The sequence below is a fragment of the Ochrobactrum vermis genome, assembly GCF_002975205.1.
Classification (GTDB): domain Bacteria; phylum Pseudomonadota; class Alphaproteobacteria; order Rhizobiales; family Rhizobiaceae; genus Brucella; species Brucella vermis.
Genome location: NZ_PCOC01000001.1, coordinates 225,339 through 251,303 on the forward strand (window position 1 = coordinate 225,339; position 25,965 = coordinate 251,303).

Sequence of the window (25,965 nt, forward strand, 5' to 3'; positions counted from 1 at the left end):
GCGTTCGAAAAAATGAGAGCGGGGTGTTCCTTTATTGGGTTCTTATTCCGGTCTTGCCGAAGACACCGCCCTGCCTTCCGGAGCCCATCACACACTCGGTCTGTTACGCATCAACACCACGCATCACTCCCCGCATTCTTTTGCCTGAATTGAACAGCTCGATAGTCTTGATTGTATGTTTGCGTCGAGCTGGCATGAGCGCATCATGCTTTGTTTGCGGTCCTTGCGCCCTTGTCTCCTGCATTATTTCAGTCTTTTCTGCGCAAGAGATGATTTAAATAATAGGTTGTTTTGGCTCCTTGTGAATATAGATATTAGATTTTCCTATAACAAATAGGTTTATGAGGATTCTATGGACTCCCCCGAAGGGATCGTTCGAGTTTAAGCATTAACAGACGAAATATCTGTTTTGTCAGAAATGTAAACGAAGGTTTATATTTGAATTTATACTTGTATTCCGTAAATCGTGGGTAAGGGGTGATGAATGTCAAAAACTGCTGGAATGGGAATGCAGTCGATGCCATTCGAACTGAAGTGGTTGCTTTCTATTGAAAAACCGCGAAATTACCCTAACGCAATCAGACGAATTCCAGCTCTGGGATAAAAATGCAGCTTACTCCCCGTCACAACGCAATTCTTGAGCTCGCGCGCAAGCAAGGGCAGGTTCTGGTGGACGACCTCGCCGCGGCTTTCGAGGTGACGCCGCAGACGGTGCGCAAGGATTTGAACGACCTTTGCCGCGCCCGGATGCTGCGCCGTATCCACGGGGGGGCACTCTATCCGTCTGGCGTGGAGAATATGGAATATGAAGCGCGACGCCGCATCGCCGCGCATGAAAAGGAATCGATCGGGCGGGCTGCTGCGGAGATTATTCCTGACGGGGCTTCCTTGTTCATCAATATCGGCACTACGACCGAAGCTGTCAGTCAGGCACTGGTCGATCACAGCAATCTGATGGTCATCACAAATAATATCAATGTTGCCAACACGCTGCGTGTCCACCCTTCGATAGAAGTGGTGGTTGCAGGTGGTGTCGTGCGCCCGTCTGATGGGGGCATCGTCGGCGAAGCTGCCGTTGATTTCATCCGGCAGTTCAAGGTTGATTACGCGATCATCGGCGCTTCCGCCATGGACGAGGACGGGGCCCTGCTCGATTTCGATTTCCGTGAAGTGAAAGTGGCGCAGGCCATCATCGCCAATGCCCGACATGTAATTCTCGTGACCGATTCCACAAAGCTGGAGCGGACCGCACCGGTGCGCATCGGCCACATATCGCAGATCGATACCTTCATCACCGATCACTGCCCGTCAAAGCAGTTGCGGGAATTGTGCCGTGAAAACGAGGTTGAGTTGATCGAAACCCTTGGAGAAAGTCCGGCGGAAGAAAAACGAATGTAGTTTCGTTTTATTTTCGGTTTGCTTTCGTATGAAATGAATTATATTCGCTTTGGTTTTCGGAGAGTGGTCTTCGGGGTTCGCCATGGCGCAAGAGAAACTATTCGACATTTTTGTAATCGGCGGCGGTATTAACGGCTGCGGTATCGCGCGTGATGCGGTTGGCCGGGGATTTTCAGTTGGTCTTGCCGAAATGAACGATCTGGCAAGCGGCACCTCGTCGCGCGCAACCAAGCTCATTCATGGCGGTTTGCGTTATCTGGAGCACTACGAGTTTCGTCTGGTGCGCGAGGCGCTGATGGAGCGCGAGGTGCTGTGGGCCAATGCACCGCACATCATTCATCCGATGCGGTTTGTGCTGCCCTATCATAAAGGCGGAATGCGTCCCGCGTGGCTGTTGAGGCTCGGATTGTTCCTCTATGACCACTTGGGCGGGCGTAAAAAGCTTCCCGCGACGCGTACGCTTGATATGCGTTCCGATCCGGCAGCAGAGCCCCTGAAGCCGCTTTTTACAAAGGCGTTCGAATATTCGGATTGCTGGGTGGACGATGCGCGCTTCGTCGCTTTAACCGCCCGGGATGCAGCGGATCGCGGCGCGATCATCAGAACGCGAACCAAAGTCGTGGCGGCTCGCCGCGACAGGGAATACTGGACCATTACGCTCGAAGATACTGGTACATACGAACGCGAGGAAGTTCGCGCTCGCTTGCTGGTCAATGCCGCTGGCCCTTGGGCTGACAAGGTTCTGCAAGGTGTCGAGGGAGATCGACAGCTTCACAATGTCCGCCTTGTGCAGGGCAGCCACATCGTGGTGCGAAAAAAATTCTCCGATCCGCGTTCCTATTTCTTCCAGAACAATGACGGGCGTATCATATTCGCTATTCCCTATGAGGACGACTTTACTCTGATTGGCACGACCGATCAGGACTATCGGGGCGATCCAGCCAAGGTTGCGATCACCGATGGTGAGACCGACTATCTCTGTGCGGCAGCCAGCGAATATTTCAAGGAGCCGGTCACGCGGGCGGATATCGTGTGGACCTATTCCGGGGTGCGTCCGCTATATGATGATGGTGCAAGCAAGGCACAGGAAGCAACCCGCGATTATGTGTTGAAAGAAGACGCTCCCGACGGGCTTGCTCCCCTGATCAATGTGTTCGGCGGCAAACTGACGACAGCGCGTCGGCTCGCCGAACATATGCTGGAGAAGATTGAACAGCGGCTGGGTGAAAAGGGCGCGCCATGGACACATGCTGCTCCGTTGCCCGGCGGCGATTTCGTGGACGTCGAGTTCGAGCTTGAGCTGCAAAAGGTGAATGCTGTTTATGCTTTCCTGGCACCTGCTCATGCTCGGCGTCTGTTCCGACAATATGGGACGCGTATTCATGTCCTCCTCGGGCAAGCCGTTTCACTCGCCGATCTCGGACAGTATTTCGGTGCCGATCTTTATGAAGCTGAAGTGCGTTATCTCCTGGAGAATGAATGGGCAGTCAGCGCTGAGGATATTTTGTGGCGGCGCACGAAACTTGGCCTTCTCCTCAATGCGGCGGATGTTTCCTCGCTTGAGCGATATCTGAAGCCAGCACGTGTCGCTTGAACTGATCGTCAATCTGCAGTCACACTTGCCAGTTGTGTTTTGAGCAGTCATTATTCCTCCAGACAGCGGGTTCCAGCCTTCCTGGGAGGAAAAGATGGGCACACCGCAAGACCGAATACATGCGGATCGGATTCAATCCGCGATAATGACGGCAGGTGGGGCTGCAAGATCTGCTCTGGTTGCCTCCTGGCGCCGCTCGGCTGAGCTGCACGGACTTGATCCTGCTGAGCTGGGGGCCGTGCGCACGCTTTCCGATGGCGAGTTTAGGACCGCACATCAGCGTATCGAACGCCTTGTCAGTATCGCTCAAGCCAGCATGGATCGCCTCTATCTGGCCGTCGGTGGTGTTGGCTGTTGTGTGCTTCTGGCTGATAGCGAAGGTGTGCCGGTCGAACGTCGCGGCGCACCGGGCGATGACGATACCTTCTATCGCTGGGGGCTTTGGACCGGTGCTGTCTGGAGCGAGCAGAGCGAAGGCACGAATGGCATAGGTACCTGTATTGTCGAGCAGCGGCCACTAACGATTCATCGCGACCAACATTTTCACACCCGTAATATCGGACTTTCCTGTACGGTCGCTCCAATCCACGATCATCAGGGGCGTTTGATGGCCGCGCTTGATGTGTCCTCGTGTCGTGCGGATCTGACCGAGGCGTTCGCACAGTTGATATCTGTCGCTGTAATTGATGCTGCACGGCGCATCGAGGCCGAAAATTTCCGTCAGGCTTTTCCCGAGGCTCGTATCATGTTGGCACCGAGCCCCGACAGAACCGGCGGAGCATTGATCGCGGTCGACAAGGATGATCTGGTCATTGGCGCTACGCGTGCAGCCCGTCTGGCAATGGGTCTTGACGATGCTGCTCTGGCAGTTTCGTTGCCGGCAGCAGATCTTCTCGGCTGGCATGCCGATCCACGTGAAGACATGGCAGAGTCGGAGCGGAGCGTTATTTTGCGGGCTCTTGCGCGCGCCGAAGGGAATATTTCGGCCGCTGCCGGACTTTTGGGCATCAGCCGTGCCACACTTCATCGCAAGCTGAACCGCCTGAAGATCATTCGTTCGCATTAGAGCGCGTTTCGATCTGATTGAATCAGATCGGTGCCCTATCTATTTGTTCAGACGCGCATCTTATCCGAAAACCGTTCCACACTTTTCGGGATGTGTTCTAAGCAGAAATAAGCGGACGCAACTGTCTCAATATTGCGACACATAACCTTGCGAGCTTGAATGCGCGGGATGACTCTTTCGTGTCGCCGGGCGATCCTCGACCATCAAGCGCTGTAGGAGCAGCGTTGTTTTTGGGAGGATGTCATGAACAAGGTTGAATTCAGCCGGACAGTGAAGCCGGCTTTTGCAAAGCGCTACGGAAATTTTATCGGGGGCAAATGGGTCGAACCCAAGTCGGGACGCTATTTCGAGAACACCTCGCCAGTGAACGGCCAGGTGCTTTGCGAAGTCGCCCGATCGGATGCTGCCGACGTTGAAGCGGCTCTCGATGCAGCGCATGCCGCCAAGGATGCCTGGGGTAAGACGAGTGCGGCTGAACGCGCACTTATCCTCAATCGCATTGCTGACCGGATTGAGGAAAATCTGCCCGCACTCGCTGCCGCCGAAACATGGGACAACGGCAAGCCGATCCGCGAAACCACCGCTGCCGATCTTCCGCTGGCTGTCGATCACTTCCGCTATTTCGCCGGTGTCATCCGCGCACAGGAAGGCGGCATTTCGGAAATCGACCACGACACGGTCGCCTATCACTTCCATGAACCGCTGGGCGTTGTCGGCCAGATTATTCCGTGGAACTTCCCTATCCTGATGGCGGTGTGGAAACTGGCTCCGGCGCTCGCCGCTGGCAATTGCGTGGTGTTGAAGCCCGCTGAACAGACCCCGGCCTCAATCCTAGTGCTGATGGAACTGATCGGCGATCTTTTGCCCGCAGGCGTGGTCAATGTCGTCAATGGTTTCGGTCTCGAAGCAGGCAAGCCGCTGGCATCCAGCCCGCGCATCGCCAAGATCGCATTCACCGGCGAAACCACGACCGGTCGCCTCATCATGCAATATGCCAGCCAGAACCTCATCCCGGTCACGCTGGAACTTGGTGGCAAGTCGCCCAACATCTTTTTCAAGGATGTGGCAGCCGAAGACGACGACTTCCTCGACAAAGCCATCGAAGGTTTTGTGATGTTCGCGCTCAATCAGGGTGAAGTCTGCACCTGTCCGAGCCGTGCACTCGTCCATGAATCGATCTACGACAAGTTCATGGAAAAGGCGCTGAAGCGTGTGGAAGCCATCGTGCAGGGCGACCCGCTCGACCCGGCCACGATGATCGGCGCGCAGGCGTCGAGCGAGCAGCTTGAGAAGATTCTGAGCTATCTTGATATCGGTCGTCAGGAAGGCGCCGAAGTGCTGACCGGCGGCGAACGCAATGTTCTGCCGGGTGATCTGGCGGGCGGCTATTACGTCAAGCCGACCGTGTTCAAGGGCAACAACAAGATGCGCATCTTCCAGGAAGAAATTTTTGGACCGGTCGTGTCTGTTGCAACCTTCAAGGACGATGCGGAAGCGCTGTCGATTGCCAATGACACGCTCTACGGTCTCGGTGCCGGTATCTGGACCCGTGACGGCACGCGCGCGTATCGCTTCGGTCGCGCCATTCAGGCGGGCCGTGTGTGGACCAACTGCTACCATGCCTATCCGGCCCATGCGGCCTTTGGCGGTTACAAGCAGTCGGGCATCGGTCGCGAAAACCATCTGAAGATGCTGGAGCATTATCAGAATACCAAGAACATGCTGGTGAGCTACAGCCCGAAGAAGCTGGGCTTCTTCTAAGGGGCGTTATATTCAGGCTCTGGCGGCCTGCAAACGGCATTCTTCTCCGCTTCCGGTGCTCGCGTACCTTTAAGTACGCTCCGCTCCGGTTCTCGAAGAACACCATCTTCGGCACGCCATAGCCAGAATCTAATCACCCCTTGTCCTCGTCACTGGGCGAGTTGCAATGCGAAGAATGCGTCTCCGCATTGCGTCTAATCAAAGAGCATTTCAGTCTTCCATGTCAGTATTGCGTTGGAAGAACGGTATCAGTTCACCCTCCCAAGGGGACTGACGAAGGGGCCTGGGCGAAAATGCCCGGGCGACCCTTTCCGACCGGAAGCCATCACGCGGCTGGCTGGACGCGGCAACAGGGTGCACCATATTTCCGACTACATTTCTTCCGTCCCGTCTCGGGGAACAGCTTGAAAGAAACTCAATTCGATAACGAAGGAGAGACTTTATGGCCAAGACAATGAAAGCGGCAGTGGTACGAGAATTTGGCAAGCCGTTGACAATCGACGAAGTGCCGATACCCGAACCGGGACCGGGCCAGATTCAGGTTGCCATTCAGGCTTCCGGCGTCTGCCACACCGATCTTCATGCCGCTGAAGGCGATTGGCCGGTGAAGCCCAATCCGCCGTTTATCCCCGGTCATGAAGGCGTTGGTTTCGTGTCGGGTGTCGGTGCTGGCGTCAAGCATGTGAAGGAGGGCGACCGCGTTGGCGTTCCATGGCTTTATACGGCCTGCGGTCATTGTCGCCACTGTCTCGGCGGTTGGGAAACGCTCTGCGAAGAGCAGCTCAATACCGGCTATTCGGTCAATGGCGGCTTCGGGCAATATGTGGTCGCCGATCCGAATTTCGTCGGCCATCTGCCGAAGAATATCGATTTCAACGAGATCGCGCCTGTGCTGTGTGCCGGTGTCACAGTTTATAAGGGCCTCAAGGTGACGGACACCAAACCGGGCGATTGGGTGGTGATTTCCGGCGTTGGCGGTCTCGGTCATATGGCGGTGCAATATGCCAAGGCCATGGGGATGAATGTTGCTGCCGTCGATATTGACGACAAGAAACTCGACCTTGCCCGTAAGCTTGGCGCGACGGTGACGGTCAATGCCAGGACGAATAAGGATCCGGCAGCCTATATCAAGAAGGAAACCGATGGCGGTGCGCAAGGCGTGCTGGTGACGGCGGTTTCTCCTATCGCCTTCGAACAGGCGCTCGGCATGGTGTCACGCGGCGGCACGGTTTCGCTGAACGGCCTGCCGCCGGGCGATTTCCCGCTGTCGATCTTCAACATGGTGCTGAACGGCGTCACCGTGCGCGGCTCCATCGTCGGCACCCGCCTCGATTTGCAGGAGTCGCTCGACTTCGCCGCGGACGGCAAGGTGCGCGCTACTATCCGCACTGAAAAGCTGGAAGATATCAACTCCATCTTCGATGATATGCGTCAGGGTAACATTGAAGGTCGGGTGGTAATGGATCTGACACAATAATGTTCAGGCGTTAATCTTAGAACGGGCATCGTAAAAGTGCCCGTTCATCTTCTTGGGAGGACGATATGGCGGAGGAAAACCTGGATGAAGGTCGAGGTCAGGTCAGCGCTACACCGGCAGCGCTCGATCTCATCCGTGAATTGCAGGCCGAATATGGGCCGATCATGTTCCACCAGTCGGGCGGTTGTTGTGACGGGTCATCGCCGATGTGCTATCCGCAAGGAGAATTCATCGTCGGGGATACGGACGTAAAACTTGGAGAAATCGGTGGCGCTCCAGTCTATATCAGCGGTCCGCAATATGAAGTTTGGAAGCATACTGAACTCATCATCGATGTCGTTCCGGGGCGCGGAGGCATGTTCTCCCTCGACAATGGACGCGAGCTCCGGTTTCTGACGCGCTCGCGGGTTTGCTCGGTTCCGTGATTTCCCTTTTCGTTTTATGTTGAAGCGGTTAGTTAGATCGGAGAGGGAGGGAGACGATCCGATATGGCCGCAGCAGGAAAACGAGCAACCATTCATGATGTGGCACGTCTTGCCGGCGTGTCGATCAAGACAGTTTCGCGCGTCTATAATGACGAACCGAACGTGCGTGAAGCCATTCGCGAAAAGGTCAGGCAAGCCGGAAGCGAATTGCGTTACCGGCCCAATGTTGCCGCCCGTAATCTTGTTGAACGGCGTTCACATCTGATCGGGCTGTTCTTCGAGAATCCGAGCGCCAGCTATGTCACCGAACTGCAGATGGGTGCGTTGGAACGGCTGCGCGACACGCGATATCGGTTGCTGATCTTTCCTGTCGAAAATCGTGAAGATATTCGTGGTTCGCTGATCGAAACGGCACATGCTTCCGGTCTCGACGGTATCATCGTGACACCGCCCATGTCGGACGATCCGGAAATTCTGGCCGAATTGACTGCCTCAGCAATGCCTTTTGCCCGTGTCGCAGGTGATGTGAATGTGCATCCGACCGACAGTGTCACAATCGATGACGAGGCGGCTTCCGTCGATCTCATGGAGTATCTTCTGAAGCTCGGTCATCGTCGCATTGCAATCGTCATTGGCGATCCAACCCACCGCTCAGCGGAGCTGCGTCTCGCGGGTTATCGGCGCGCGCTGGAAGATGCCAGAATCGAACGTAATCCCGACTATGAGGTGCAGGGTGGTTTTAGTTTTGCAAGTGGCCTCGCGGCGGGAAAGAAGCTGCTCTCGCTTGAGGAGCCACCGACCGCCGTGTTTGCGTCAAACGACGATATGGCGGCTGCCGTCATGCAGATCGCCTATGACCGTAACATCGCGATCCCTGATCAGCTAACGGTGGTCGGCTTCGATGACAGTGCAATTGCCTGCATGGTTTCGCCGCAGATCACCACCGTCCGCCAGCCGATTTTCGAAATGACCCGCGATGCAGCGGATATGCTCCTCAACCAGATCGAAACCGGCCATTTATCGCCCTCACGACGGATCGAGTATAAACTCATCATCCGCCAGTCGTCAGGTAAAGCGCCAGTCTAGGGAACAGGCTCTACAACTGACTCTAGCTCTGTGTCGGGTGCGAGGGGAAGAATCGCTCGCGGGCAAAATTGCGACCGAAGATCATATCGTATTGCAGCATCTGATAATCGCGCAGGAGCGGAGGGAAAGGCGGCTTCTGTTGCCAGCCTTCCTCGGCATTCTCTGATCGGTCGAAAACCGCGTGATTGTCAACGACCCGGTATTGTTCGTGCAACTGACGCAGGAAGCCTGTGTAATAGGGATGCTGCATCCCGGCCATGTCCAGAATGTGCAATGGCAGGAAGGCGGGGCTGATCGTACCGGTTCCCTGCTCGGCGCCACGCTTGTTTGACCAGAGGACAAGTGGCGTTTCATGCTGCAACATCAGATCAGCGGCAGGGGCCGTGCGACTTGCAACCCGGTTTGCCATAAATCCGGTCTCCACATAGACAGGACCGAGTGGTGGCAGATGATCGCCGAAGAACACCAGAATGGTTTCGCGTTCGCGCTTGGACGCCCAATCCATCAACCGTGCAAGGCTTGCATCAGCATCCATGGCGCCTTGTGAATAGGAGCGGATCGACTGGCGCGTATGCTCACTGGTGTCGGCCTGGACCTCTAGTTTGGAATCCGGGTAGCGATTGGTTTCGTAAGGGCCATGCCCCTGAAGGGAAACCGCGAAGAAGAAGAATGGCGCGTCCGTGGAATCTGCCTCGCGGATGATTTCATCGGTCAATGCCGCGTCGGAGGCCAATGAGCCGCGTTTTTCCAGCGGAGGCATGTTTTCTTCTGACATGAACCGGTCGAAGCCCATGTTTTCATAGACGGGACCACGATTCCAGAACCATTGGCGGTAGGGATGGATGGCACGCGTCGCGTAGCCCTGATCCTTGAAAAAGCTTGCAAGCGAGGGAAGCGGACGGCGAATATATTGCTGATAGGGGATGCTGCCGGAGGGTAGGAATGCTTTGGAAAAACCGGTCAGGGCCTCGAACTCGACATTGGCGGTCATGCCGCCAAATTCCGGCGAGAAGACATGTCCGGATTGTTCGGCACGGACTGTCGGGATCGGGTCTGCGCTGAAAGCCACACCCGGAAGGCGTGTCGGATCCCAAAAAGATTCGCTCATTACCATAATGACGTCAGGCTTGCTGGTGTCGAAGGCAGCAGGGATTAGCTGCGCAGGCGGCTCAATGGCGGCAATCGCTTCCGGCGAATAGCCTTCAGGGGCGAAGACAGTGGCCATTGGCACATTCAGGATGAAAGCCATGGTAAAGCCGTTATGCGCGTAATTTTCCTTCTGGTCCCACATGATCGGCAGAATGCGCAGGCGGTCGCGTGCAAGCGAAAACCTGGCATAGTCTGAAATCACCGCGAACCAGGCAAGCAGCGGTAGCGCGAAGGCGAGACGCAACATCCGTCCTTTTCTCGGGATCGGATCGAAGCGTCTCCACCAATACAGCGTGACGGTGATCATTAATGCTGCGGAGGCGATGAGAAGCAGCGCTATGCCCAAGGCACTCCATGGCCGGTCACGTACGAGCAGCGGTAGAAGGTCGACAATCTGGCGGGCATAGAGAAAATCGCTCGGATAAAGCGGATCGCCAAGATAGAGGCTTTTTTCCCGTGCTGTTGCGGCGGCGATCAGCGCCAGCGGACCGATAACAAAAAAGCCATAATGAATTCGCCCGAAAATGGCGTCGCTTGCTGTCAGCACCACGACGAAGAGTGCAACGGTCGTCCATGCGGGCTTATGCGGCGTGCGGAAGAACTGCATCGTGTCAGTGAACGAGCCGCGCACAATCCATTCGATGGAGAAAACGAGCAAGGTCGAGAGCACGATGGACGCAAGCGCGATTGCGGCAAGACGCAGGGGCCACGCAACACGGGTAGGCCCGAAAATCGCGGCATCGATCCAGCGACGCGTAGCGGTATTTTCCATCACACCCGGCATATTCTACTCACCAATTCCCGAACTTCTACAAAAATCCTGTCACATTTCCGTCATGGAAATGTCAAGCAACGCTTGGGCCGCGAGTGATACGCACCGTGATCTGAATGAATGATGAATGGAGAATATAAAATGAAAACAGGGCCGGAAAGATCGCGGCCCTGTCCATGGTAAGATAGCGGATCGGATTACGAAATGACGTCTTCCAGTCCTTTGGTCAGTTCCAGCGCCTGACGCTCGAACAGCCGGCGATAGATGCCGCCCGGCCTGCGAATTAGCGCGTCGTGGTCGCCTTCCTCAAGGATCTTGCCCTTGTCGAAAACCAGCAACCGGTCAAGCGCACGGACAGTCGAAAGCCGGTGTGCAATGACAAGCGTTGTACGACCGATCATCAGCCGTTCCATTGCCTGCTGGATCAGCACTTCCGATTCTGAATCAAGGCTCGATGTCGCCTCATCCAGAATAAGGATCGGTGCATCTGCCAGAAACGCACGGGCAATAGCCACACGCTGACGTTCACCGCCCGAAAGCTTCACACCACGTTCACCGACAAGCGTCGCGTAGCCCTTAGGCAGACGCATGATGAAGTCATGCGCACTTGCAAGCTTTGCAGCTTCTTCGATCTCCGCCTGTGTCGCGCCGGGGCGGGCATAGGCGATGTTTTCGGCCAGTGTCCGGTGGAACAGGATCGGCTCCTGCTGCACGATAGCAATCTGCGAACGAAGCGAAGCCTGTGTGACTTCGGCAATGTTCTGTCCGTCGATTTTGATGGCACCACCACTCACGTCGTAAAGACGCTGGATGAGCTTGACGAATGTCGTCTTGCCCGAGCCCGAATGACCAACCAGACCAACCCGTTCGCCAGCTTCAATCTTGACCGAGAAGTCGCGATAGAGAGCTGCATCATGATTGCCGTAATGGAAGGTGACGTTATCAAACGTGATCTCGCCATTTCCGATCTTGATCGCGCCCGCACCCGGCTTGTCGGCAATGCCGTAAGGCTCGGCCTCGATCTGAACCAGTTCTTCCATATCGTTGACCGAACGTTGCAGGTTACGGATATGCATACCCACATCGCGCAGATAGCCCTGCAACATGAAGAAGGCCGTCAGAACGAAGGTGATATCGCCCGCCGTTGCCTTGCCCTGGCTCCAGAGATAGAGCGCAAAGGCAATGACCACACCGCGCATCACCAGCAGGTTTACACCCTGAATGAAGCCGTTCAGCGTGCCGATCAGCCACGTGCGGCGTGTACGACCGCGCCACTTGGTGACGACCTTTGCAAGACGCCCATCTTCACGACCTTCCGCACCGAATGCCTTGACAACGGCGTTGCACGAAATAGCGTCGGCCAGAGCGCCGCCCATACGTGTGTCCCAGCTATTGGCAAGCGTTGCCGCAGGAGCGACAAAGCCAAGCGAAATCACAATCGTACAGACGATGAAAAGCACTGAGCCGATCGCAACAAGAAGACCCATCACCGGCCAGTACCACGACAGAAGTGCTACCGAGCCGAGCAGCATAAGGATCGACGGCAGCAGCGCTACGATCAGCGTATCGTTGAGCAGATCGAGCGCCCACATGGCGCGCGAGACCTTACGCACCGTCGATCCGGCAAAGGCATTCGCATGCCAGTCGGTCGAAAAGCGTTGCAGCTTGTGGAACGAGCTGGCCGCCATGTCGCTCATGATCTTCAATGTGAAGTCAGTAATGACATAGAAGGTCAGCTGACGCGTGATCAGTGCCAGCGCACCCAGCGCAAGCAGGACGATCAACGCGTGAATGGCTGCATCCCACGCTGCATCATTGCCCAATGAAAGCGCATCGACCAACCGCCCTGAATAGAGTGGCGTCAGAACATCTGCGGCTGTTGCAAGCAGCATGCCGATTATCATCAGCGCCAGCCGCAGAGGTTGACTTCGCCAATGGCCGAATGTGTAGCCGAGGACGTTGCGGAAGGCAGGTCCCCGGAAATCTATACGAAACCGAGTCATATCTATAATACCAGGCCGCGTTGAAACGGATTCTGGTTCCTTTAAAGAAGACAAAACAAGCAGCCAGTGATGGCTGCGGCAAATTTGGAAGTTTTTTTGAATGCGCCCTCTTAGGGAGGGCGTTCAGGCCTTAGCCTGCAATGCGGGCCAAAGACTTAAAGCTTGGAAGCGCCCGCGCAAACACTGGGCACCATCGGGAATGGGTAATAGACACGCATCTCATACCTCTTGCCAGTGTTGCAGATGCGTGCACAATAAATGAGCATAAAATTTTGCCAAGGCAAAAAATGAAGACTTTTCTATCCGCTCATTTGACTGTGACAAATTTGCAAGCCTTGTTCTGAGCCATGCCGATGCAGTCTTTCAGACTTGTGCCGAGCTCGCATTTTCACTTTTTTCGTTACAAGGCGGCTCCGGCCTTGCAATTCAACGGCTGATGGGTGATGGGTCATTTTGAGATATATCAGAGCCGTGCGGCGCACAGGGAGAGTTCATGACAATTCATCAAAATCTGATCGCTGGCGAGTGGGTTGGCGGTGACGGCACTGCCAACATCAACCCGTCCGACACCAATGATGTTGTGGGAACCTATGCACGGGCAACTGCCGAAGACACCAAGACAGCCATCGCTGCTGCGAAGGGCGCTTTCCCGGCCTGGTCCCGTTCCGGGATTATGGAGCGCCACGCGATCCTGCGTAAGACAGCAGACGAGATTCTGGCGCGCAAGGACGAGCTTGGCCGTCTCCTGTCGCGCGAAGAGGGCAAGACGCTAGCTGAGGGCATCGGTGAAACCATCCGCGCCAGCCAGATTTTCGATTTCTTCGCGGGCGAAGCCTTGCGTTTGGCTGGTGAAGTTCTGCCGTCTGCACGTCCGGGTATCGGTGTCGAGATCACCCGCGAACCGGTCGGCGTCGTCGGCATCATTACGCCATGGAATTTCCCAATTGCTATTCCGGCCTGGAAAATCGCTCCGGCGCTGTGCTACGGCAATACCATCGTCTTCAAGCCGGCCGATCTGGTGCCTGGCTGTTCCTGGGCGATTGTCGATATCCTGCATCGCGCCGGATTGCCGAAGGGTGTTCTCAACCTTGTTATGGGTAAGGGTTCTGTGGTCGGCCAAACCATTCTGGACAGTGCCGATGTTCAGGCCGTCACCTTCACGGGCTCGACGGGCACGGGCAAGCGCGTTGCGGCTGCCTCCATTGAACATAACCGCCGCTTCCAGCTTGAAATGGGCGGCAAGAACCCGGTCGTCGTTCTGGACGACGCCGATCTTGATGTTGCGGTCGAGTCCGTGGTCAATTCGTCCTTCTTCTCGACCGGCCAGCGTTGCACCGCATCCTCGCGCATCATCGTGACGGAAGGCATCCACGACAAGTTTGTTGCCGCCGCCATCGAAAGGCTGAAGGGCGTCGTGGTCGACAATGCGCTGAAGCAGGGCACGCATATCGGCCCGGTCGTGGATGAAAGCCAGCTTCAGCAGGACATGGATTATATCGAGCTTGGCCGCAAGGAAGGCGCAAAGCTTGCCTTTGGCGGCGAACGCCTGAACCGCGAAACGCCGGGCTTCTATCTCCAGCCAGCACTTTTCACCGAAGCCACCAACCAGATGCGCATCAGCCGCGAGGAAATCTTCGGCCCGGTCGCTTCGGTCATCCGTGTCAAGGATTATGAAGAAGCGCTTGCCACCGCCAATGATACGAACTTCGGCCTGTCGTCGGGCATCTGCACGATGAGCCTGAAATATGCGACCCATTTCAAGCGCAATTCGGAAGCGGGCATGGTGATGGTCAATCTGCCGACTGCCGGTGTCGATTTCCACGTGCCGTTCGGCGGGCGCAAGGGTTCGAGCTACGGTCCGCGTGAGCAGGGCCGTTATGCTGCCGAGTTCTACACGACGGTCAAGACGGCCTATACGCTGGCCTGATAGCGGTCTGAATGAATGTGAAAACCGGCGGTTTCCCCGCCGGTTTTTTATGCGGCTTTTTTCGGCCAGGCGGCAAGCTTGCGGGCGAAATGCGATACCATGCCATGCAGCAGCATGGTGAAACCCGCCAGCACGAACAGGCAGGCGAACATCAGATCCACCTTGGCGCGTCCATTGGCGAGCAGCATCAGATAGCCGAGGCCCTTCGATGCGCCGACCCATTCGCCCACCACAGCGCCGATGGGCGCGTAGATGGCGGCGAGGCTCAAACCCGACGCCAGCGATGGAAAGGCTGAGGGGATGCGGATGCGAAACAGGATCGCCATGCGCCCGGCCCCCAGAATTTCCGCCGCGTCGATCAGGCTGCTATCGGTACGCCGCATGCCGTCGAAGAAGGTCGAAACGATGGGGAAGAAGATCATCAGCACCGTGACCGCGATCTTCGATGCGGGACCGTAGCCAAGCCACAAGGTTAAAATCGGGGCGAGGGCGAAGATCGGGATCGCCTGACTGAACACCATGGCGGGCATGACAAGCCGCTGCGCCAGCGGCGACATCATCAGGCAGATGGCGGTGGCGATGCCGACCGCACTGCCGAGGGCGAGGCCGCCCAGCACTTCGCCGATGGTGGCGGCGGCATTTTCTGCAATCAGCCCGGCATTGCCGATCAGCGCCAGCACCACATCGAGCGGGCCGGGCAGAATGAAGCGCGGCATCTGGCCGATGCTCACTACCGCCTGCCAGATGGCCAGCGCCACCGCCGCCGACAGCAAGCCGTCGGCGATGCGCCTTGTGCGGGAACGATTTGAAATCGTAGCGTCCAATTATGCTGCCTTCATCATTTTGCTGACGCAGTTTCGGACGGAAAACCGGTTCCCACTTTTCCTGAAACTGCTTTCAACCCCATCGACCAGAACTCGGCTTCGAGCCTGCTTGCGGTGGCAAAAATCTGGCAGAGTTTTGCCCAGCGCGGGCTTTTCTCGAAGTCGGTGCCGATGCGGTCTTTGGCGGCCTGATCGAACAGCTTGCCGACCGTGTGGCACATGTCCTGATATTCAGGCCCCGCATAAGTATCGATCCACTCCTGATAGGGTGTGCCGGGCAGGGCGGTCACCGCGAGGTTGAGGCCGATCTCGCCATAACCATGCGCGCAGGGTACGAGCGCGGTCAACAGATCAAGGAAGTCGCCCGCCTGCCCGCAGTCGAGCACATAGCGCGTATAAGCGAGGTTTTCCGGCTCTTCCTTGGTCGCGTAAAGCTCGTCTTCGCTGATCCCCTCGCGGGCGCAGATGCTGACATGCAGCGGCAATTCCATATGGGCGAGACCGTGCATGATATCGGCGCAGAGCCGGGTTTCCTGCAATGTATTGGCCTTGACGACGCCGAGCGCGAAGGCGCGGGCATAATGGTGCAGATAGACATAATCCTGACGCAGATAATGCAGGAAGGCAGCTTTCGGCAGCGTGCCGTCGCCCAATCCGCGCACGAATTCATGCTCGATATAGGGCTTCCAGTCGGCAAGCGTTGCGGCGCGAAGGCGCGTGAACAGTTCGGATGAATAATGCGGCTGTGGCTGGCTCATGACTTGCTCCCTTCGGCGTTGACGTCGATGGCGAATTTCTCGACCGGCAGGATGGAGGGCACCAGATTGTGCTCCTTGAGATAGGCCTCATAACGCCGCCAGCGACCAGTATCGAGGCTCGCCGGTGCGCGTGAAAAGCGTGCGACCGTGTCTTTCCAGGCGCGCTGGTTCAGCTCGTCCTTGAGTTCGGTGCTGTAGGATGAAAACAGCTCATAACCCTTGTCCGGGTGATTGACGATATATTGCGCAGCCTTTTCGGTGGCTGCGAGGAAGCGCGAAATCTTGTCCTTTTCCGCCGCATCCAGTTTGTCGGAAGCGGCGACATAGACCAGCTCGTCATAGACCGGCACGCCCTCTTCCTCGACGAAGAAGCATTTGCCGGGCACGCCTTCAACAGTCATCTGGTTCAATTCGACGTTGCGATAGGCCCCCATCACCGCATCGACCTGCTTCGACATCAGCGATGGCGCCAGCGAAAAATTCACATTGATGAGTTCAACGTCGGAGAGTTTGACGCCATGCTGCCCGAGAATGGTGCCAAGCAAAGTTTCCTCGGTTCCGGCGACCGAATAGCCGATCTTCTTGCCCTTGAGATCGGCGATGGCATTCACCGATCCGTCGTCGCGGGTCATCAGGCAGTTGAGCGGCGAGTCGATCAAGGTCCCAACACGGACCAGCGGCAGCCCTTCATGCACCTGAAGATGCACCTGCTGCTGATAGGAAATGGCAAGATCGGCCTGTCCTGCCGCCACCATTTTGGTGGGCGTCGAGGCGTCGGCAGGCGCGACGATATCCACGTCCAGCCCGGCGTCCTTGAAATAGCCGAGCTTGTCGGCGACGATGATTGGGCCATGATCGGGGTTCACATACCAGTCGAGAATGAGCTTCAGCTTGTCGTCGGCGTGAGCGGCGGTGGCAGCGGTGAAAGCGAGGCCGAACAAGGCGGCGAAGACGGTCTTTTTCATGGTGTCTGCTCCAGAGCATGGTCAGCATAAGCGCGCGTGGTTTCGATCCATCGGCGCAGGCGGCTTTCGGGGTCGGCATTGAGGGTGATGTCGGTGACGACGGACACGATATCGGCGCCCGCATTGAAAACGCCCGGCGCACGTTCGACGCTCATACCCCCGATCCCGACCAGCGGAATGTCGCCGATCTGCGCCTTCCATTGGCCAAGGCGGGGCAGGCCCTGCTCGTGCCATTTCATCTTTTTCAAAATGGTCGGGTAGATGGGGCCAAGCGCGATATAGTCAGGCTTGACCGACAAAGCGCGGTCGAGTTCCGCTTCGTCATGGCTCGAAACACCCAGTTTCAAACCACCGGCGCGAATGGCGTCGAGATCGGCATCGTCAAGGTCTTCCTGTCCGAGATGGATGAAGTCGCAGCCTTCTTCCAGCGCGAGCTTCCAATAGTCGTTGACGATCAGCTGGCAGTCATGCGCAAGGCAGATTTCCCGTGCGGCGCGGATTTCACTGCGCAGCTCCGGCTCGGTCTTGTCCTTGACGCGCAACTGTACCAGCCTGACGCCGAGCGGCACCATGCGCTCCAGCCATTTTGCGCTGTCGAAGATTGGGTAAAACGGATCGAGGGCCATTACAAAAATGCCTTTCCGAGAAGAGGGGTGGATGGCGCGGCCATGTCGCGCGCTTCGATGGCGTCCGCTTCGAAAGCGAGCCGCCCGGCTTCAACCGCAAGCGCGAAACCGCGTGCCATGGCGATGGGATCGCCTGCCTTGGCAACGGCGGTGTTGATGAGCACGGCGTCATAGCCCAGCTCCATCGCCGCAGCCGCATGGGACGGCACGCCGATGCCGGCATCGACCACCAGCGGAATATCGGGGAAATGCGCCCGCATGGTCTTCAGTGCGTAAGGGTTGTTGAGGCCACGGCCCGAACCGATGGGCGCGCCCCAGGGCATCAGCACCTTGCAACCGGCTTCAATGAGCTTTTCCGCGACGACGAGATCGTCACTCATATAGGGAAAGACCTCAAAACCGTCGTCGCAGAGTATGCGCGCTGCTTCGACCAGACCGAACGGGTCGGGCTGCAACGTGTCGTGGTCGCCGATCACTTCCAGCTTGATCCAGTTGGTGCCGAAGATTTCACGCGCCATCTTGGCCGTGGTCACCGCTTCGCGGGGCGTGTGGCAGCCTGCCGTATTGGGCAGAATGGCAACGCCCAGTTCGCGGATCAGCGCCCAGAAGTCCTGTCCGGCGCGGGCCTCGCCGCTTTCGCGACGCAGCGATACGGTAACGATCCCCGCCCGCGAGGCGCGCACCGCATCGGCAAGAATAGCGGGCGATGGATATTCCGCCGTGCCGAGCAGCAGGCGGCTTTCAAACGTTTTGCCGTAGAATTCGAGCATCTCAGCCTCCCTGCATCGGGGCCAGAACTTCAATGCGGTCGCCAGCCGAGAGGGTCGCGGTGGCGCGCTCGTCGCTGGCCACGAATTCGCCGTTCAGCGCGGTTGCGACCACCGCTTCGTCGAGTTCGATTTCGGCGAGCAGCGCCGCCAGATTGGCCGCTGCCGTGGTGATGACTTCACCGTTCAGCACGATCGTCATGCATAGTCCTCCACAAATTCGGGCCTGGTTTCGGGCGCGGTCGCGCTCGCAACCGCCATGCGTGCTATCGCCGGCGAGAGCAGGAAGCCGTGGCGGTAAAGCCCGTTGACATAGATGGTTTTGCCACGCCGTCTCACGCGGGGCAGGTTGTCGGGAAAGGCGGGACGCGCATCGACGCCGGTTTCGAGAATTTCCGCCTCGCCAAAGGCCGGATGCAGGGCGTAAGCCGCGCTCAAAAGCTCCAGCGTCGAGCGCACGCTGATGCCACTGCGCTGATCGCTTTCGATCATCGTCGCACCGATCATGTGCACACCGTCGCCACGCGGCACGATGTAGAGCGGAATGCGCGGATGCAGGAGGCGCACCGGCCGCGAAAGGTTGATGTCCCGCGAGCGGACAACCAGCATTTCCCCCTTGACGCCGCGCAGATCCGGCAGTGCATCGCGGGCGCTAAGACCGCGTGCATCCACCACGATATCCGCATCGCTCATCGCTTCATCGGCTTCCGTATTGAGGTGAAAGACGACACCCTTTCGTTGCAGGTTTCCGGCCAGTTCAACCAGTGTCTTGCGCGGATCGAGATGCCCTTCACGCGCGAAGAACAGGCCCTGCCGGAAACGCCCGGCCAGATCGGGTTCCAGCGCATTGATGCGGTCGTGGTCGATTGTGTCGAAGGCTTCCGTGCGGCGGGCGAAACGGCGCAACTCGCTGGCATCGCGGTTGTGCGACAGAACCAGCGTGCCTTCGCGCTTGACGCCGGAGACGTGCTTTTCCCACCATCCGATGGATTCCTGACCGAGCCGCACCACAGGCTCTTCGGCGCTTTCGCCCTCGCACCATGGCGCCAGCATGCCGCCCGCAAGCCACGAACAGCAGTCGGAACCGATCTGCGGGCTGCGGGCAATCACCGTGACGGCATGGCCCTGATCGGTGAACTCGGCGGCGGTGGCAAGCCCGGCGACACCCGCTCCGATGATGGTGACGCGCATCACGCAATCTCCTCTGTTCGGATCGTCCAGAGGTTATGGAAATGATGCACCGGCCCATGGCCGTGTCCGATCTTCAACGTATCGGCGGCGCGGATTGCCCCTTGCAGATAGGCGTGCGCGTTCAGAACGGCTTTCTCCAGCGGCAGGTTCTTGGCAAGCTCTGCCGCAATGGCCGAGGAGAGCGTGCAGCCTGTGCCATGGGTGTTGACGGTGAGGATACGCGGCGCCTCGACGCGCAGCGTCGGCTGATCACGACGCACCAGCAGGTCGACGCAGATTTCGCCTTCCGCATGACCGCCCTTCATAAGAACGGCCTTCGCACCGAGTTCGAGCAAGGCGCGGCCCTGTTCTTCGGCGTCTGCATCGTCGAGCGCAAGATCGCAGCCGAGCAGGCAGGCCGCTTCCGGTCGGTTGGGCGTCAGCAATGTGGCGAGCGGAATGAGTTTCTGGCGCAAAAGCGCGATGGCGTTTTCACTCAAAAGCCGGTCGCCCGACTTTGCCACCATCACCGGATCGACAACGACGGGACCGGAAAAATGCGCAAGGCCGCGCGCGATGGCGTCGATGGTTTCAGGTACGGAAACCATGCCGATCTTCACTGCCGCAACATCGAGATCGCTGAAAACAGCGTCGATCTGCCCTGCTACGATGGCGGGCGGGATATCGTGCACCGCGCTTACCGCGCAGGTGTTCTGCACGGTCACAGCGGCAATGACGCTTGCGCCATAAACGCCAAGTGCGGAAAATGTCTTGAGGTCGGCCTGAATGCCAGCGCCGCCGCCGCTGTCGGAACCGGCAATAGTCACACAGATGGGCACAGACCGCGTCTGGCCATTGTTGGTTTTGGTTCGGGAGAAACTATGTTTCTGGTTCATCGTGTCGTCTCTCATTCCGAACGGAAAAATGAGACGCCATGAACCTTTATGGAGCGTAAGCTCCTGTGGGGATGAACCCCGTCCGCGACGCATCAAACTCCGTTCCCTACGCAGGTATTACCCGGATCAGGTTCAATGGGTTAACGCGAGAACGCGCCTCTCAGCCTCTTGCGAGGCACCCCAACGAATTTTGCATCCATAGGCATAGGCCGGAAGTTTTGAACGGTCAAGCAGTGTTCTGTTGTGTCTGGTACTGCGTCTGACGCGATGAAAACGCGATAATCAGAAAAAACTTATATGAAAGGGCTTTTCATATATGGTTTGTTAAAACCATTAGTCGTAATCTCTCTGCGGGGAAGTGTGCCTGGGTGGCAGTCCTCGCCTGTCGGCTCGTGAACTTGTCTGTTCATGAACACATGCGGAATATGATGTTCCAGTGAAAGGTTTTGTTGGCTGAATTAGCGGACGACACGTGTCGGTGCGGAGCAAGGGGTACATGATGGGGAAGCGGAAAGCCGGTCCGGAACGGGCGGAATGCATCATGGCGAGCACGTCCCAGCAGGATTTCCGTATTCTTTTCACCACCCATCCGACGCCGATGTGGGTCTATGATCCACAAACCCTGGGCTTCATCATCATGAACGATGCGGCCTATGCGCTTTACGGCTACACGCCCGATGAGCTGCCGGGCATGACTGTTCTCGATATTCGTCCACATACAGAACGCGAGCGTATGCTGAGCGCTGTCCGTGATCGTAGCGATCTGGAGCGCCCGGAGCGCTGGCAGCATTTGCGCGCGGATGGCGAAATCATCGAGGTTCTGACCTACGGGCGGGAAGTGCAGTTCGACGGCAGGGAAGCAATTCTGGCTATTGTTCAGGATAGAACGGAGTTGGCGGAAGCCAATCGTCAGGCAAGTCACGCCCAATCCTTACTGGACAGTCTCGTCAATAATCTGCCGCTTGGTGTTTTCGTCAAGGATATGCACGACGGCGGCCGTTATGTGCTCTACAATCAGGCTGCATCAACAGCGAGCGGACAGACGATAGAAGAAGCTATTGGCTCCACCGACCTTGATTTATTTCCCGAGCGCGAGGCTGCTGCTTTCAGCCAGCAGGACCGCATGGCGATGCGACGCCGGGAGGTGTTGAGCGTTGAACGCAAGGTCGCGCGCAAGGATGGAACTTCGCGAACGATGCGGATCATCAAATGCTCGATCCCACCGGTCGAGGACAACGAGCCTCGCTATTTGATTGGGCTTGTTGAAGATATTACCGAACGGCGCGAGATCGAGGAGCGCATGGCACATATCGCCATGCATGACAGCCTGACCGGCCTGCCGAACCGTGCCTATTTTGCGCACCATGTTGAGAGTCTGCTGAAAAAAGGTGGAGATTCTGAACCTTTTGCCTTGTTCTATCTCGACATAGACCATTTCAAGAACATCAACGACAGTATCGGCCATCAGGCAGGTGATCAGCTTCTGCAGGAAGTGGCGCGTCGGCTGAAGCAGATCACGACTTCAGATGAATTCATCGTTCGACTGGGTGGTGACGAATTTGCCATCGTTTATCGCAGCGGAACGCTGGCCCAGATTGCGATGTTCGCTGACCGTATCCTTTCCGCTTTTCAGGATCCGTTCAAACTGGTCGGCAACTCGGAATTTGTCACTTGCAGCATGGGCATTGCTCAAGCGCCGTTGCATGGTGATAACCCGGATGCGCTGATGCGCAATGCCGATCTTGCGCTTTACGCTTCAAAATCAGGCGGACGTCGCACATTCCGTTTTTATCAGCACTCCCTGCGTCTGGCAGCGGAGAAACGCCATGTCATGACCGGCGAGCTTCGACAGGCTCTGCTGGATGAACAGTTCGAGCTTCATTATCAGCCGATATTCAATCTTGAGAGCGGTAAGATTTCCGGTTTTGAAGCGTTGATCCGCTGGCGTCATCCGGGTCGCGGTATGGTTTCGCCTGCAGAGTTCATCCCGTTGGCAGAAGAAACAGGACTGATCGGACCGATCGGGGACTGGGTTTTGAGCACAGCATGTCGGGAAGCTGCGTTCTGGCCTGAGGATATAAAAGTTTCCGTCAATCTTTCGCCGGTCCAGTTCAGCCAGACCTCGCTTCTGCGCTCTGTCACCGATGCGTTGCAAGCCGCAAGCCTGTCCCCCGACAGGCTCGAACTTGAAATCACGGAGTCGGTCTTTCTTTCGAACAGCAAGAACAATATCGAGCTTTTGTTTGAACTTCGCCGATTGGGCGTTCGTATTGCGATGGATGATTTCGGAACCGGTTATTCTTCACTCAGCTATTTGCGAGCATTCCCATTCGATAAAATCAAGATTGATCGCAGTTTCGTTTCGGGGATTGAGGTCGATGCGCGCGATCTGGCCATCATCCAGGCCGTGGCAACTCTTGGTGCAGGCTTCAACATCGTCACTACGGCTGAGGGCGTGGAAACCGCGCAGCAGCTGGAGCGTTTGCGGACTGAGCGTTTTGGCGAAGTACAAGGCTTTCTGACCGGGAGGCCTATGCCTGCCGGGGACGTGCATTCCTTTATCCAGAACCGCAGCAACGTCGGTCTGGAAATGCCTGCAGCGCATAACAGATTGCCGATTTAGGATATGCTACGTTGCCGTTGCGCAGGGCTTTATAAGCTTTCGCGCCAATTAAAAACCCAAATCAAATGCTGCTTTGAAAAAGGGCTTGACCTTCCAACGGTGGGAAGGACTATCTAAGGAGCAACTCTCGAATTGTGCCCGTTGGGGCAGTGAAGGGAATTGCTATGAACAAGCCTGTTAATCACGAAACCATCAGCTTTCCTGTACCTGTTGAAGGGATGAGTTGCGCATCCTGCGTGTCGTCCGTGGAAAAAGCCGTGTCCAAAGTTCCCGGCGTTGACAAGGTTTCCGTCAATCTTGCAACGGAACGCGCTGATGTGACCTTCAAGGGTGCGCCGGATCTGCCTTCAGTGATAGATGCCATTCGCAAGGCAGGTTACGAAGTCCCAGCGGCAAGCATAGACCTGGCAATTGAAGGTATGAGTTGCGCGTCTTGCGTCAGCAAGGTTGAGAAGGCGTTGAACAGTGTACCCGGTGTCACCCGCGCCAGCGTCAATCTCGCAACCGAACGGGCTCATGTCGATCTGGCCGGGCAGGTGCCGGTTAGCGAACTGATAAAAGCGGTTGAAAATGCTGGTTACGAGGCGCGGTCGCTCAATGACAAGCAGGGCGGCGACCAACAGGAAACTCAATCAGAGAAACGGGACGCGGAAGCGGCTGAGCTGAAGAAAAGCGTCATCCTTGCCGCGGTTCTTACATTGCCGGTATTCGTGCTCGAGATGGGGTCGCATCTCATTCCGGCGGTTCATATGTTCGTCATGGACCGGATCGGCATGCAGAACAGCTGGTATCTGCAGCTTGTGCTCACCACGCTGGTTCTATTCGGACCAGGATTGCGTTTCTTCAAAAAAGGCATACCGACGCTCCTGCGTGGCACACCTGACATGAATTCTCTTGTCGTGGTGGGTACACTTGCGGCCTGGGGCTTTTCCGTCGTTGCGACATTCCTCCCGGGTGTGCTGCCCGAAGGTACGGTGAACGTCTATTTCGAAGCTGCCGCGGTCATCGTCACGTTGATCCTGATCGGGCGTTATCTGGAAGCGCGCGCCAAGGGACGCACGAGTGCGGCTATCAGCCGGCTGGTCGGCTTGCAGGCAAAATCAGCGCGGGTTTTGCGCGATGGACAAGCAATCGACGTGCCACTTGAAGATGTTCGAGCGGGCGACGTCGTACAAGTTCGTCCCGGCGAGAAAGTTCCGGTCGATGGTGAGGTGATTGAAGGTTCGTCCTATGTCGATGAATCGATGATCACGGGTGAGCCTGTGCCTGTCGCCAAGGAAAAGGGTGCGGAAGTGGTCGGCGGCACGATCAACAAGACCGGTGCTTTCACCTTCCGCGCCACCAAGGTTGGCCGCGACATGGTGATCTCGCAGATCATCCGCATGGTCGAGGACGCACAAGCCGACAAACTTCCTATTCAGGCTATGGTCGACAAGGTGACAGGCTGGTTCGTTCCTGCCGTGATGGCAGCCGCTGCATTGACCTTCGCTTTGTGGCTTGTGATCGGCGGTACGGGGATGCTGGGCTACGCACTGGTGAACGCCATTGCGGTTCTCATCATCGCCTGCCCATGCGCCATGGGCTTGGCTACACCCACCTCCATCATGGTTGGTACGGGTCGTGCAGCCGAGTTTGGCGTCCTGTTCCGTCGCGGCGACGCGTTGCAGACCTTGCGTGATGCTTCCGTTATTGCCGTCGACAAAACCGGCACGCTGACACAGGGAAAGCCTGCACTGGGTCATTTCGCGGCGGTTGATGGCTTTGAAAAGGACGAACTTCTGGCGCTTGTGGCAGCGGTTGAGGCGCGTTCCGAACACCCGATCGCCGACGCAATTGTGGAAGCAGCGAAAGCGAAGGGGTTGAATCTTGCGGATGTGTCAGCTTTTGAAGCAGTACCCGGTTTCGGCTTGAAGGCTCATGTATCTGGCCATGAAGTTGCCATCGGCGCTGATCGTTATATGGCAAAGCTCGGGCATGATGTTGCTGTGTTTGCCAATGATGCGAAGCGTCTCGGCGATGAAGGACAGTCTCCGCTCTACGCTGCCATTGACGGAAAGCTGGCGGCAATCCTGACCGTTGCCGACCCGATGAAAGAAACCACGCCTGCGGCCATTGCTGCCCTGCACCAACAGGGGCTGAAGGTGGCGATGATCACCGGCGACAACCGTCGCACGGCACAGGCAATCGCAAAACGTCTGGGCATAGACGAAGTGGTGGCGGAAGTCCTACCGGACGGTAAGGTCGAAGCGCTGAAGCGTCTTTCGGCTGGCGGCAAGCGGATTGCCTTTGTCGGCGACGGCATCAATGACGCGCCAGCCCTCGCTGCCGCCGATGTTGGTATCGCCATCGGCACCGGCACGGATATCGCGATTGAGAGCGCAGACGTCGTCTTGATGTCGGGCGATCTGCGCGGAGTGGTCAATGCCATTGCAATATCGAAGGCGACGATACGCAATATCGGTGAGAACCTGTTCTGGGCTTTTGCCTATAATGTCGCCCTGATCCCTGTAGCTGCCGGTGTTCTTTATCCTTTCACTGGAACGCTGTTGTCGCCGGTTCTGGCAGCAGGTGCCATGGCATTCTCAAGCATTTTTGTTCTGAGCAATGCCTTGCGGCTCAAGGCTTTCAAAAGCCCGATAGAGGTTTGAGCAAAAGAAAAGGCGCGGTCGCGGCCGCGC

The 25,965-nt window shown here is 57.0% G+C and carries 20 protein-coding genes and 1 riboswitch; of the genes, 10 read left to right on the forward strand and 10 right to left on the reverse strand.

The features are described 5' to 3' along the window. Window positions 1–606: 606 nt before the first annotated feature. The 7 genes from CQZ93_RS01050 to CQZ93_RS01080 all read left to right on the forward strand — a co-directional run bounded on the left by CQZ93_RS01050 (window position 607) and on the right by CQZ93_RS01080 (window position 8,807). Window positions 607–1,398 carry a DeoR/GlpR family DNA-binding transcription regulator gene (locus CQZ93_RS01050; RefSeq protein WP_105540931.1) on the forward strand — a complete coding sequence of 264 codons (792 nt, stop codon included), beginning with the start codon at window positions 607–609 and terminating at the stop codon, window positions 1,396–1,398. Between the two features lie 82 nt (window positions 1,399–1,480). Beyond that, complete coding sequence (gene glpD, locus CQZ93_RS01055; protein ID WP_105540932.1) at window positions 1,481–2,992, forward strand: glycerol-3-phosphate dehydrogenase; 1,512 nt, start codon at window positions 1,481–1,483, stop codon at window positions 2,990–2,992. Between the two features lie 94 nt (window positions 2,993–3,086). Beyond that, window positions 3,087–4,058 carry a GAF domain-containing protein gene (locus CQZ93_RS01060; RefSeq protein WP_105540933.1) on the forward strand — a complete coding sequence of 324 codons (972 nt, stop codon included), beginning with the start codon at window positions 3,087–3,089 and terminating at the stop codon, window positions 4,056–4,058. A gap of 243 nt (window positions 4,059–4,301) precedes the next feature. Next, complete coding sequence (gene adh / locus CQZ93_RS01065; RefSeq protein ID WP_105540934.1) at window positions 4,302–5,819, forward strand: aldehyde dehydrogenase; 1,518 nt, start codon at window positions 4,302–4,304, stop codon at window positions 5,817–5,819. Between the two features lie 442 nt (window positions 5,820–6,261). Beyond that, the gene (gene adhP, locus CQZ93_RS01070; protein WP_105540935.1) at window positions 6,262–7,296 is read left to right on the forward strand and encodes an alcohol dehydrogenase AdhP; all 1,035 of its coding nucleotides are present in this window, start codon (window positions 6,262–6,264) and stop codon (window positions 7,294–7,296) included. 65 nt (window positions 7,297–7,361) lie between these two features. Further along, the gene (locus CQZ93_RS01075; RefSeq protein ID WP_105540936.1) at window positions 7,362–7,721 is read left to right on the forward strand and encodes a DUF779 domain-containing protein; all 360 of its coding nucleotides are present in this window, start codon (window positions 7,362–7,364) and stop codon (window positions 7,719–7,721) included. A 63-nt stretch (window positions 7,722–7,784) separates the two neighbouring features. Further along, window positions 7,785–8,807, forward strand: coding sequence for a LacI family DNA-binding transcriptional regulator (locus CQZ93_RS01080; protein WP_105540937.1), 1,023 nt, complete (start codon window positions 7,785–7,787; stop codon window positions 8,805–8,807). Between the two features lie 22 nt (window positions 8,808–8,829). On the opposite strand, the gene CQZ93_RS01085 is transcribed toward CQZ93_RS01080, so the two are convergent. Together CQZ93_RS01085 and CQZ93_RS01090 are read right to left on the reverse strand one after the other, a co-directional pair. Beyond that, complete coding sequence (locus CQZ93_RS01085) at window positions 8,830–10,740, reverse strand: LTA synthase family protein (protein ID WP_105540938.1); 1,911 nt, start codon at window positions 10,738–10,740, stop codon at window positions 8,830–8,832. A 185-nt stretch (window positions 10,741–10,925) separates the two neighbouring features. Then, window positions 10,926–12,731, reverse strand: a complete 1,806-nt coding sequence (locus CQZ93_RS01090; RefSeq protein ID WP_105540939.1) for an ABC transporter ATP-binding protein — start codon at window positions 12,729–12,731, stop codon at window positions 10,926–10,928. A 493-nt stretch (window positions 12,732–13,224) separates the two neighbouring features. On the opposite strand from CQZ93_RS01090, the gene CQZ93_RS01095 reads away from it, so the two are divergent. Continuing rightward, window positions 13,225–14,658: an aldehyde dehydrogenase family protein gene (locus CQZ93_RS01095; protein ID WP_105540940.1), complete on the forward strand. Its 1,434-nt coding sequence runs from the start codon at window positions 13,225–13,227 to the stop codon at window positions 14,656–14,658. A 47-nt stretch (window positions 14,659–14,705) separates the two neighbouring features. Here the strand turns inward: CQZ93_RS01095 and CQZ93_RS01100 are convergent, their stop codons facing one another. The 8 genes from CQZ93_RS01100 to thiD are packed head-to-tail and all read right to left on the reverse strand — an operon-like array spanning window position 14,706 to window position 20,664. Beyond that, on the reverse strand, window positions 14,706–15,482 hold the full coding sequence (locus CQZ93_RS01100) for an ABC transporter permease (RefSeq protein ID WP_105540941.1): 777 nt from the start codon (window positions 15,480–15,482) through the stop codon (window positions 14,706–14,708). A 14-nt stretch (window positions 15,483–15,496) separates the two neighbouring features. Beyond that, entirely contained in the window at window positions 15,497–16,240 is a 744-nt protein-coding gene (tenA, locus tag CQZ93_RS01105; protein WP_105540942.1) for a thiaminase II, read from the reverse strand. Next, window positions 16,237–17,205 (reverse strand): ABC transporter substrate-binding protein, encoded by a 969-nt coding sequence (locus CQZ93_RS01110; RefSeq protein WP_105540943.1) that lies wholly within the window; start codon window positions 17,203–17,205, stop codon window positions 16,237–16,239. Before CQZ93_RS01110 ends, tenA begins: the two co-directional genes overlap by 4 nt. After that, on the reverse strand, window positions 17,202–17,831 hold the full coding sequence (locus CQZ93_RS01115) for a thiamine phosphate synthase (protein WP_105540944.1): 630 nt from the start codon (window positions 17,829–17,831) through the stop codon (window positions 17,202–17,204). Before CQZ93_RS01115 ends, CQZ93_RS01110 begins: the two co-directional genes overlap by 4 nt. Then, window positions 17,831–18,601 (reverse strand): thiazole synthase, encoded by a 771-nt coding sequence (locus CQZ93_RS01120; protein WP_105540945.1) that lies wholly within the window; start codon window positions 18,599–18,601, stop codon window positions 17,831–17,833. Before CQZ93_RS01120 ends, CQZ93_RS01115 begins: the two co-directional genes overlap by 1 nt. A 1-nt stretch (window position 18,602) precedes the next feature. Then, window positions 18,603–18,800 (reverse strand): sulfur carrier protein ThiS, encoded by a 198-nt coding sequence (thiS, locus tag CQZ93_RS01125; RefSeq protein ID WP_105540946.1) that lies wholly within the window; start codon window positions 18,798–18,800, stop codon window positions 18,603–18,605. Continuing rightward, on the reverse strand, window positions 18,797–19,789 hold the full coding sequence (gene thiO, locus CQZ93_RS01130; protein ID WP_105540947.1) for a glycine oxidase ThiO: 993 nt from the start codon (window positions 19,787–19,789) through the stop codon (window positions 18,797–18,799). Before thiO ends, thiS begins: the two co-directional genes overlap by 4 nt. After that, the gene (gene thiD, locus CQZ93_RS01135; RefSeq protein ID WP_105540948.1) at window positions 19,789–20,664 is read right to left on the reverse strand and encodes a bifunctional hydroxymethylpyrimidine kinase/phosphomethylpyrimidine kinase; all 876 of its coding nucleotides are present in this window, start codon (window positions 20,662–20,664) and stop codon (window positions 19,789–19,791) included. Before thiD ends, thiO begins: the two co-directional genes overlap by 1 nt. An 86-nt stretch (window positions 20,665–20,750) precedes the next feature. Next, a riboswitch (TPP riboswitch) is annotated at window positions 20,751–20,857 on the reverse strand. Between the two features lie 306 nt (window positions 20,858–21,163). Here thiD and CQZ93_RS01140 point away from each other — a divergent pair. After that, window positions 21,164–23,287 carry a putative bifunctional diguanylate cyclase/phosphodiesterase gene (locus CQZ93_RS01140; protein WP_105543126.1) on the forward strand — a complete coding sequence of 708 codons (2,124 nt, stop codon included), beginning with the start codon at window positions 21,164–21,166 and terminating at the stop codon, window positions 23,285–23,287. Between the two features lie 164 nt (window positions 23,288–23,451). Beyond that, on the forward strand, window positions 23,452–25,935 hold the full coding sequence (locus tag CQZ93_RS01145) for a heavy metal translocating P-type ATPase (RefSeq protein WP_105540949.1): 2,484 nt from the start codon (window positions 23,452–23,454) through the stop codon (window positions 25,933–25,935). Window positions 25,936–25,965 lie beyond the last annotated feature (30 nt).

Bases quoted from the DNA above. Each gene is read 5' to 3' on its own strand.
- tenA (WP_105540942.1), bottom strand. From the start codon at position 16,240: ATGAGCCAGCCACAGCCGCATTATTCATCCGAACTGTTCACGCGCCTT.
- CQZ93_RS01095 (WP_105540940.1), top strand. From the start codon at position 13,225: ATGACAATTCATCAAAATCTGATCGCTGGCGAGTGGGTTGGCGGTGAC.
- CQZ93_RS01140 (WP_105543126.1), top strand. From the start codon at position 21,164: ATGGGGAAGCGGAAAGCCGGTCCGGAACGGGCGGAATGCATCATGGCG.
- CQZ93_RS01050 (WP_105540931.1), top strand. From the start codon at position 607: ATGCAGCTTACTCCCCGTCACAACGCAATTCTTGAGCTCGCGCGCAAG.
- CQZ93_RS01060 (WP_105540933.1), top strand. From the start codon at position 3,087: ATGGGCACACCGCAAGACCGAATACATGCGGATCGGATTCAATCCGCG.
- CQZ93_RS01075 (WP_105540936.1), top strand. From the start codon at position 7,362: ATGGCGGAGGAAAACCTGGATGAAGGTCGAGGTCAGGTCAGCGCTACA.
- CQZ93_RS01085 (WP_105540938.1), bottom strand. From the start codon at position 10,740: ATGCCGGGTGTGATGGAAAATACCGCTACGCGTCGCTGGATCGATGCC.
- CQZ93_RS01145 (WP_105540949.1), top strand. From the start codon at position 23,452: ATGAACAAGCCTGTTAATCACGAAACCATCAGCTTTCCTGTACCTGTT.
- CQZ93_RS01090 (WP_105540939.1), bottom strand. From the start codon at position 12,731: ATGACTCGGTTTCGTATAGATTTCCGGGGACCTGCCTTCCGCAACGTC.
- thiD (WP_105540948.1), bottom strand. From the start codon at position 20,664: ATGAACCAGAAACATAGTTTCTCCCGAACCAAAACCAACAATGGCCAG.
- glpD (WP_105540932.1), top strand. From the start codon at position 1,481: ATGGCGCAAGAGAAACTATTCGACATTTTTGTAATCGGCGGCGGTATT.
- thiS (WP_105540946.1), bottom strand. From the start codon at position 18,800: ATGACGATCGTGCTGAACGGTGAAGTCATCACCACGGCAGCGGCCAAT.
- adhP (WP_105540935.1), top strand. From the start codon at position 6,262: ATGGCCAAGACAATGAAAGCGGCAGTGGTACGAGAATTTGGCAAGCCG.
- CQZ93_RS01110 (WP_105540943.1), bottom strand. From the start codon at position 17,205: ATGAAAAAGACCGTCTTCGCCGCCTTGTTCGGCCTCGCTTTCACCGCT.
- CQZ93_RS01115 (WP_105540944.1), bottom strand. From the start codon at position 17,831: ATGGCCCTCGATCCGTTTTACCCAATCTTCGACAGCGCAAAATGGCTG.
- CQZ93_RS01080 (WP_105540937.1), top strand. From the start codon at position 7,785: ATGGCCGCAGCAGGAAAACGAGCAACCATTCATGATGTGGCACGTCTT.
- thiO (WP_105540947.1), bottom strand. From the start codon at position 19,789: ATGCGCGTCACCATCATCGGAGCGGGTGTCGCCGGGCTTGCCACCGCC.
- adh (WP_105540934.1), top strand. From the start codon at position 4,302: ATGAACAAGGTTGAATTCAGCCGGACAGTGAAGCCGGCTTTTGCAAAG.
- CQZ93_RS01120 (WP_105540945.1), bottom strand. From the start codon at position 18,601: ATGCTCGAATTCTACGGCAAAACGTTTGAAAGCCGCCTGCTGCTCGGC.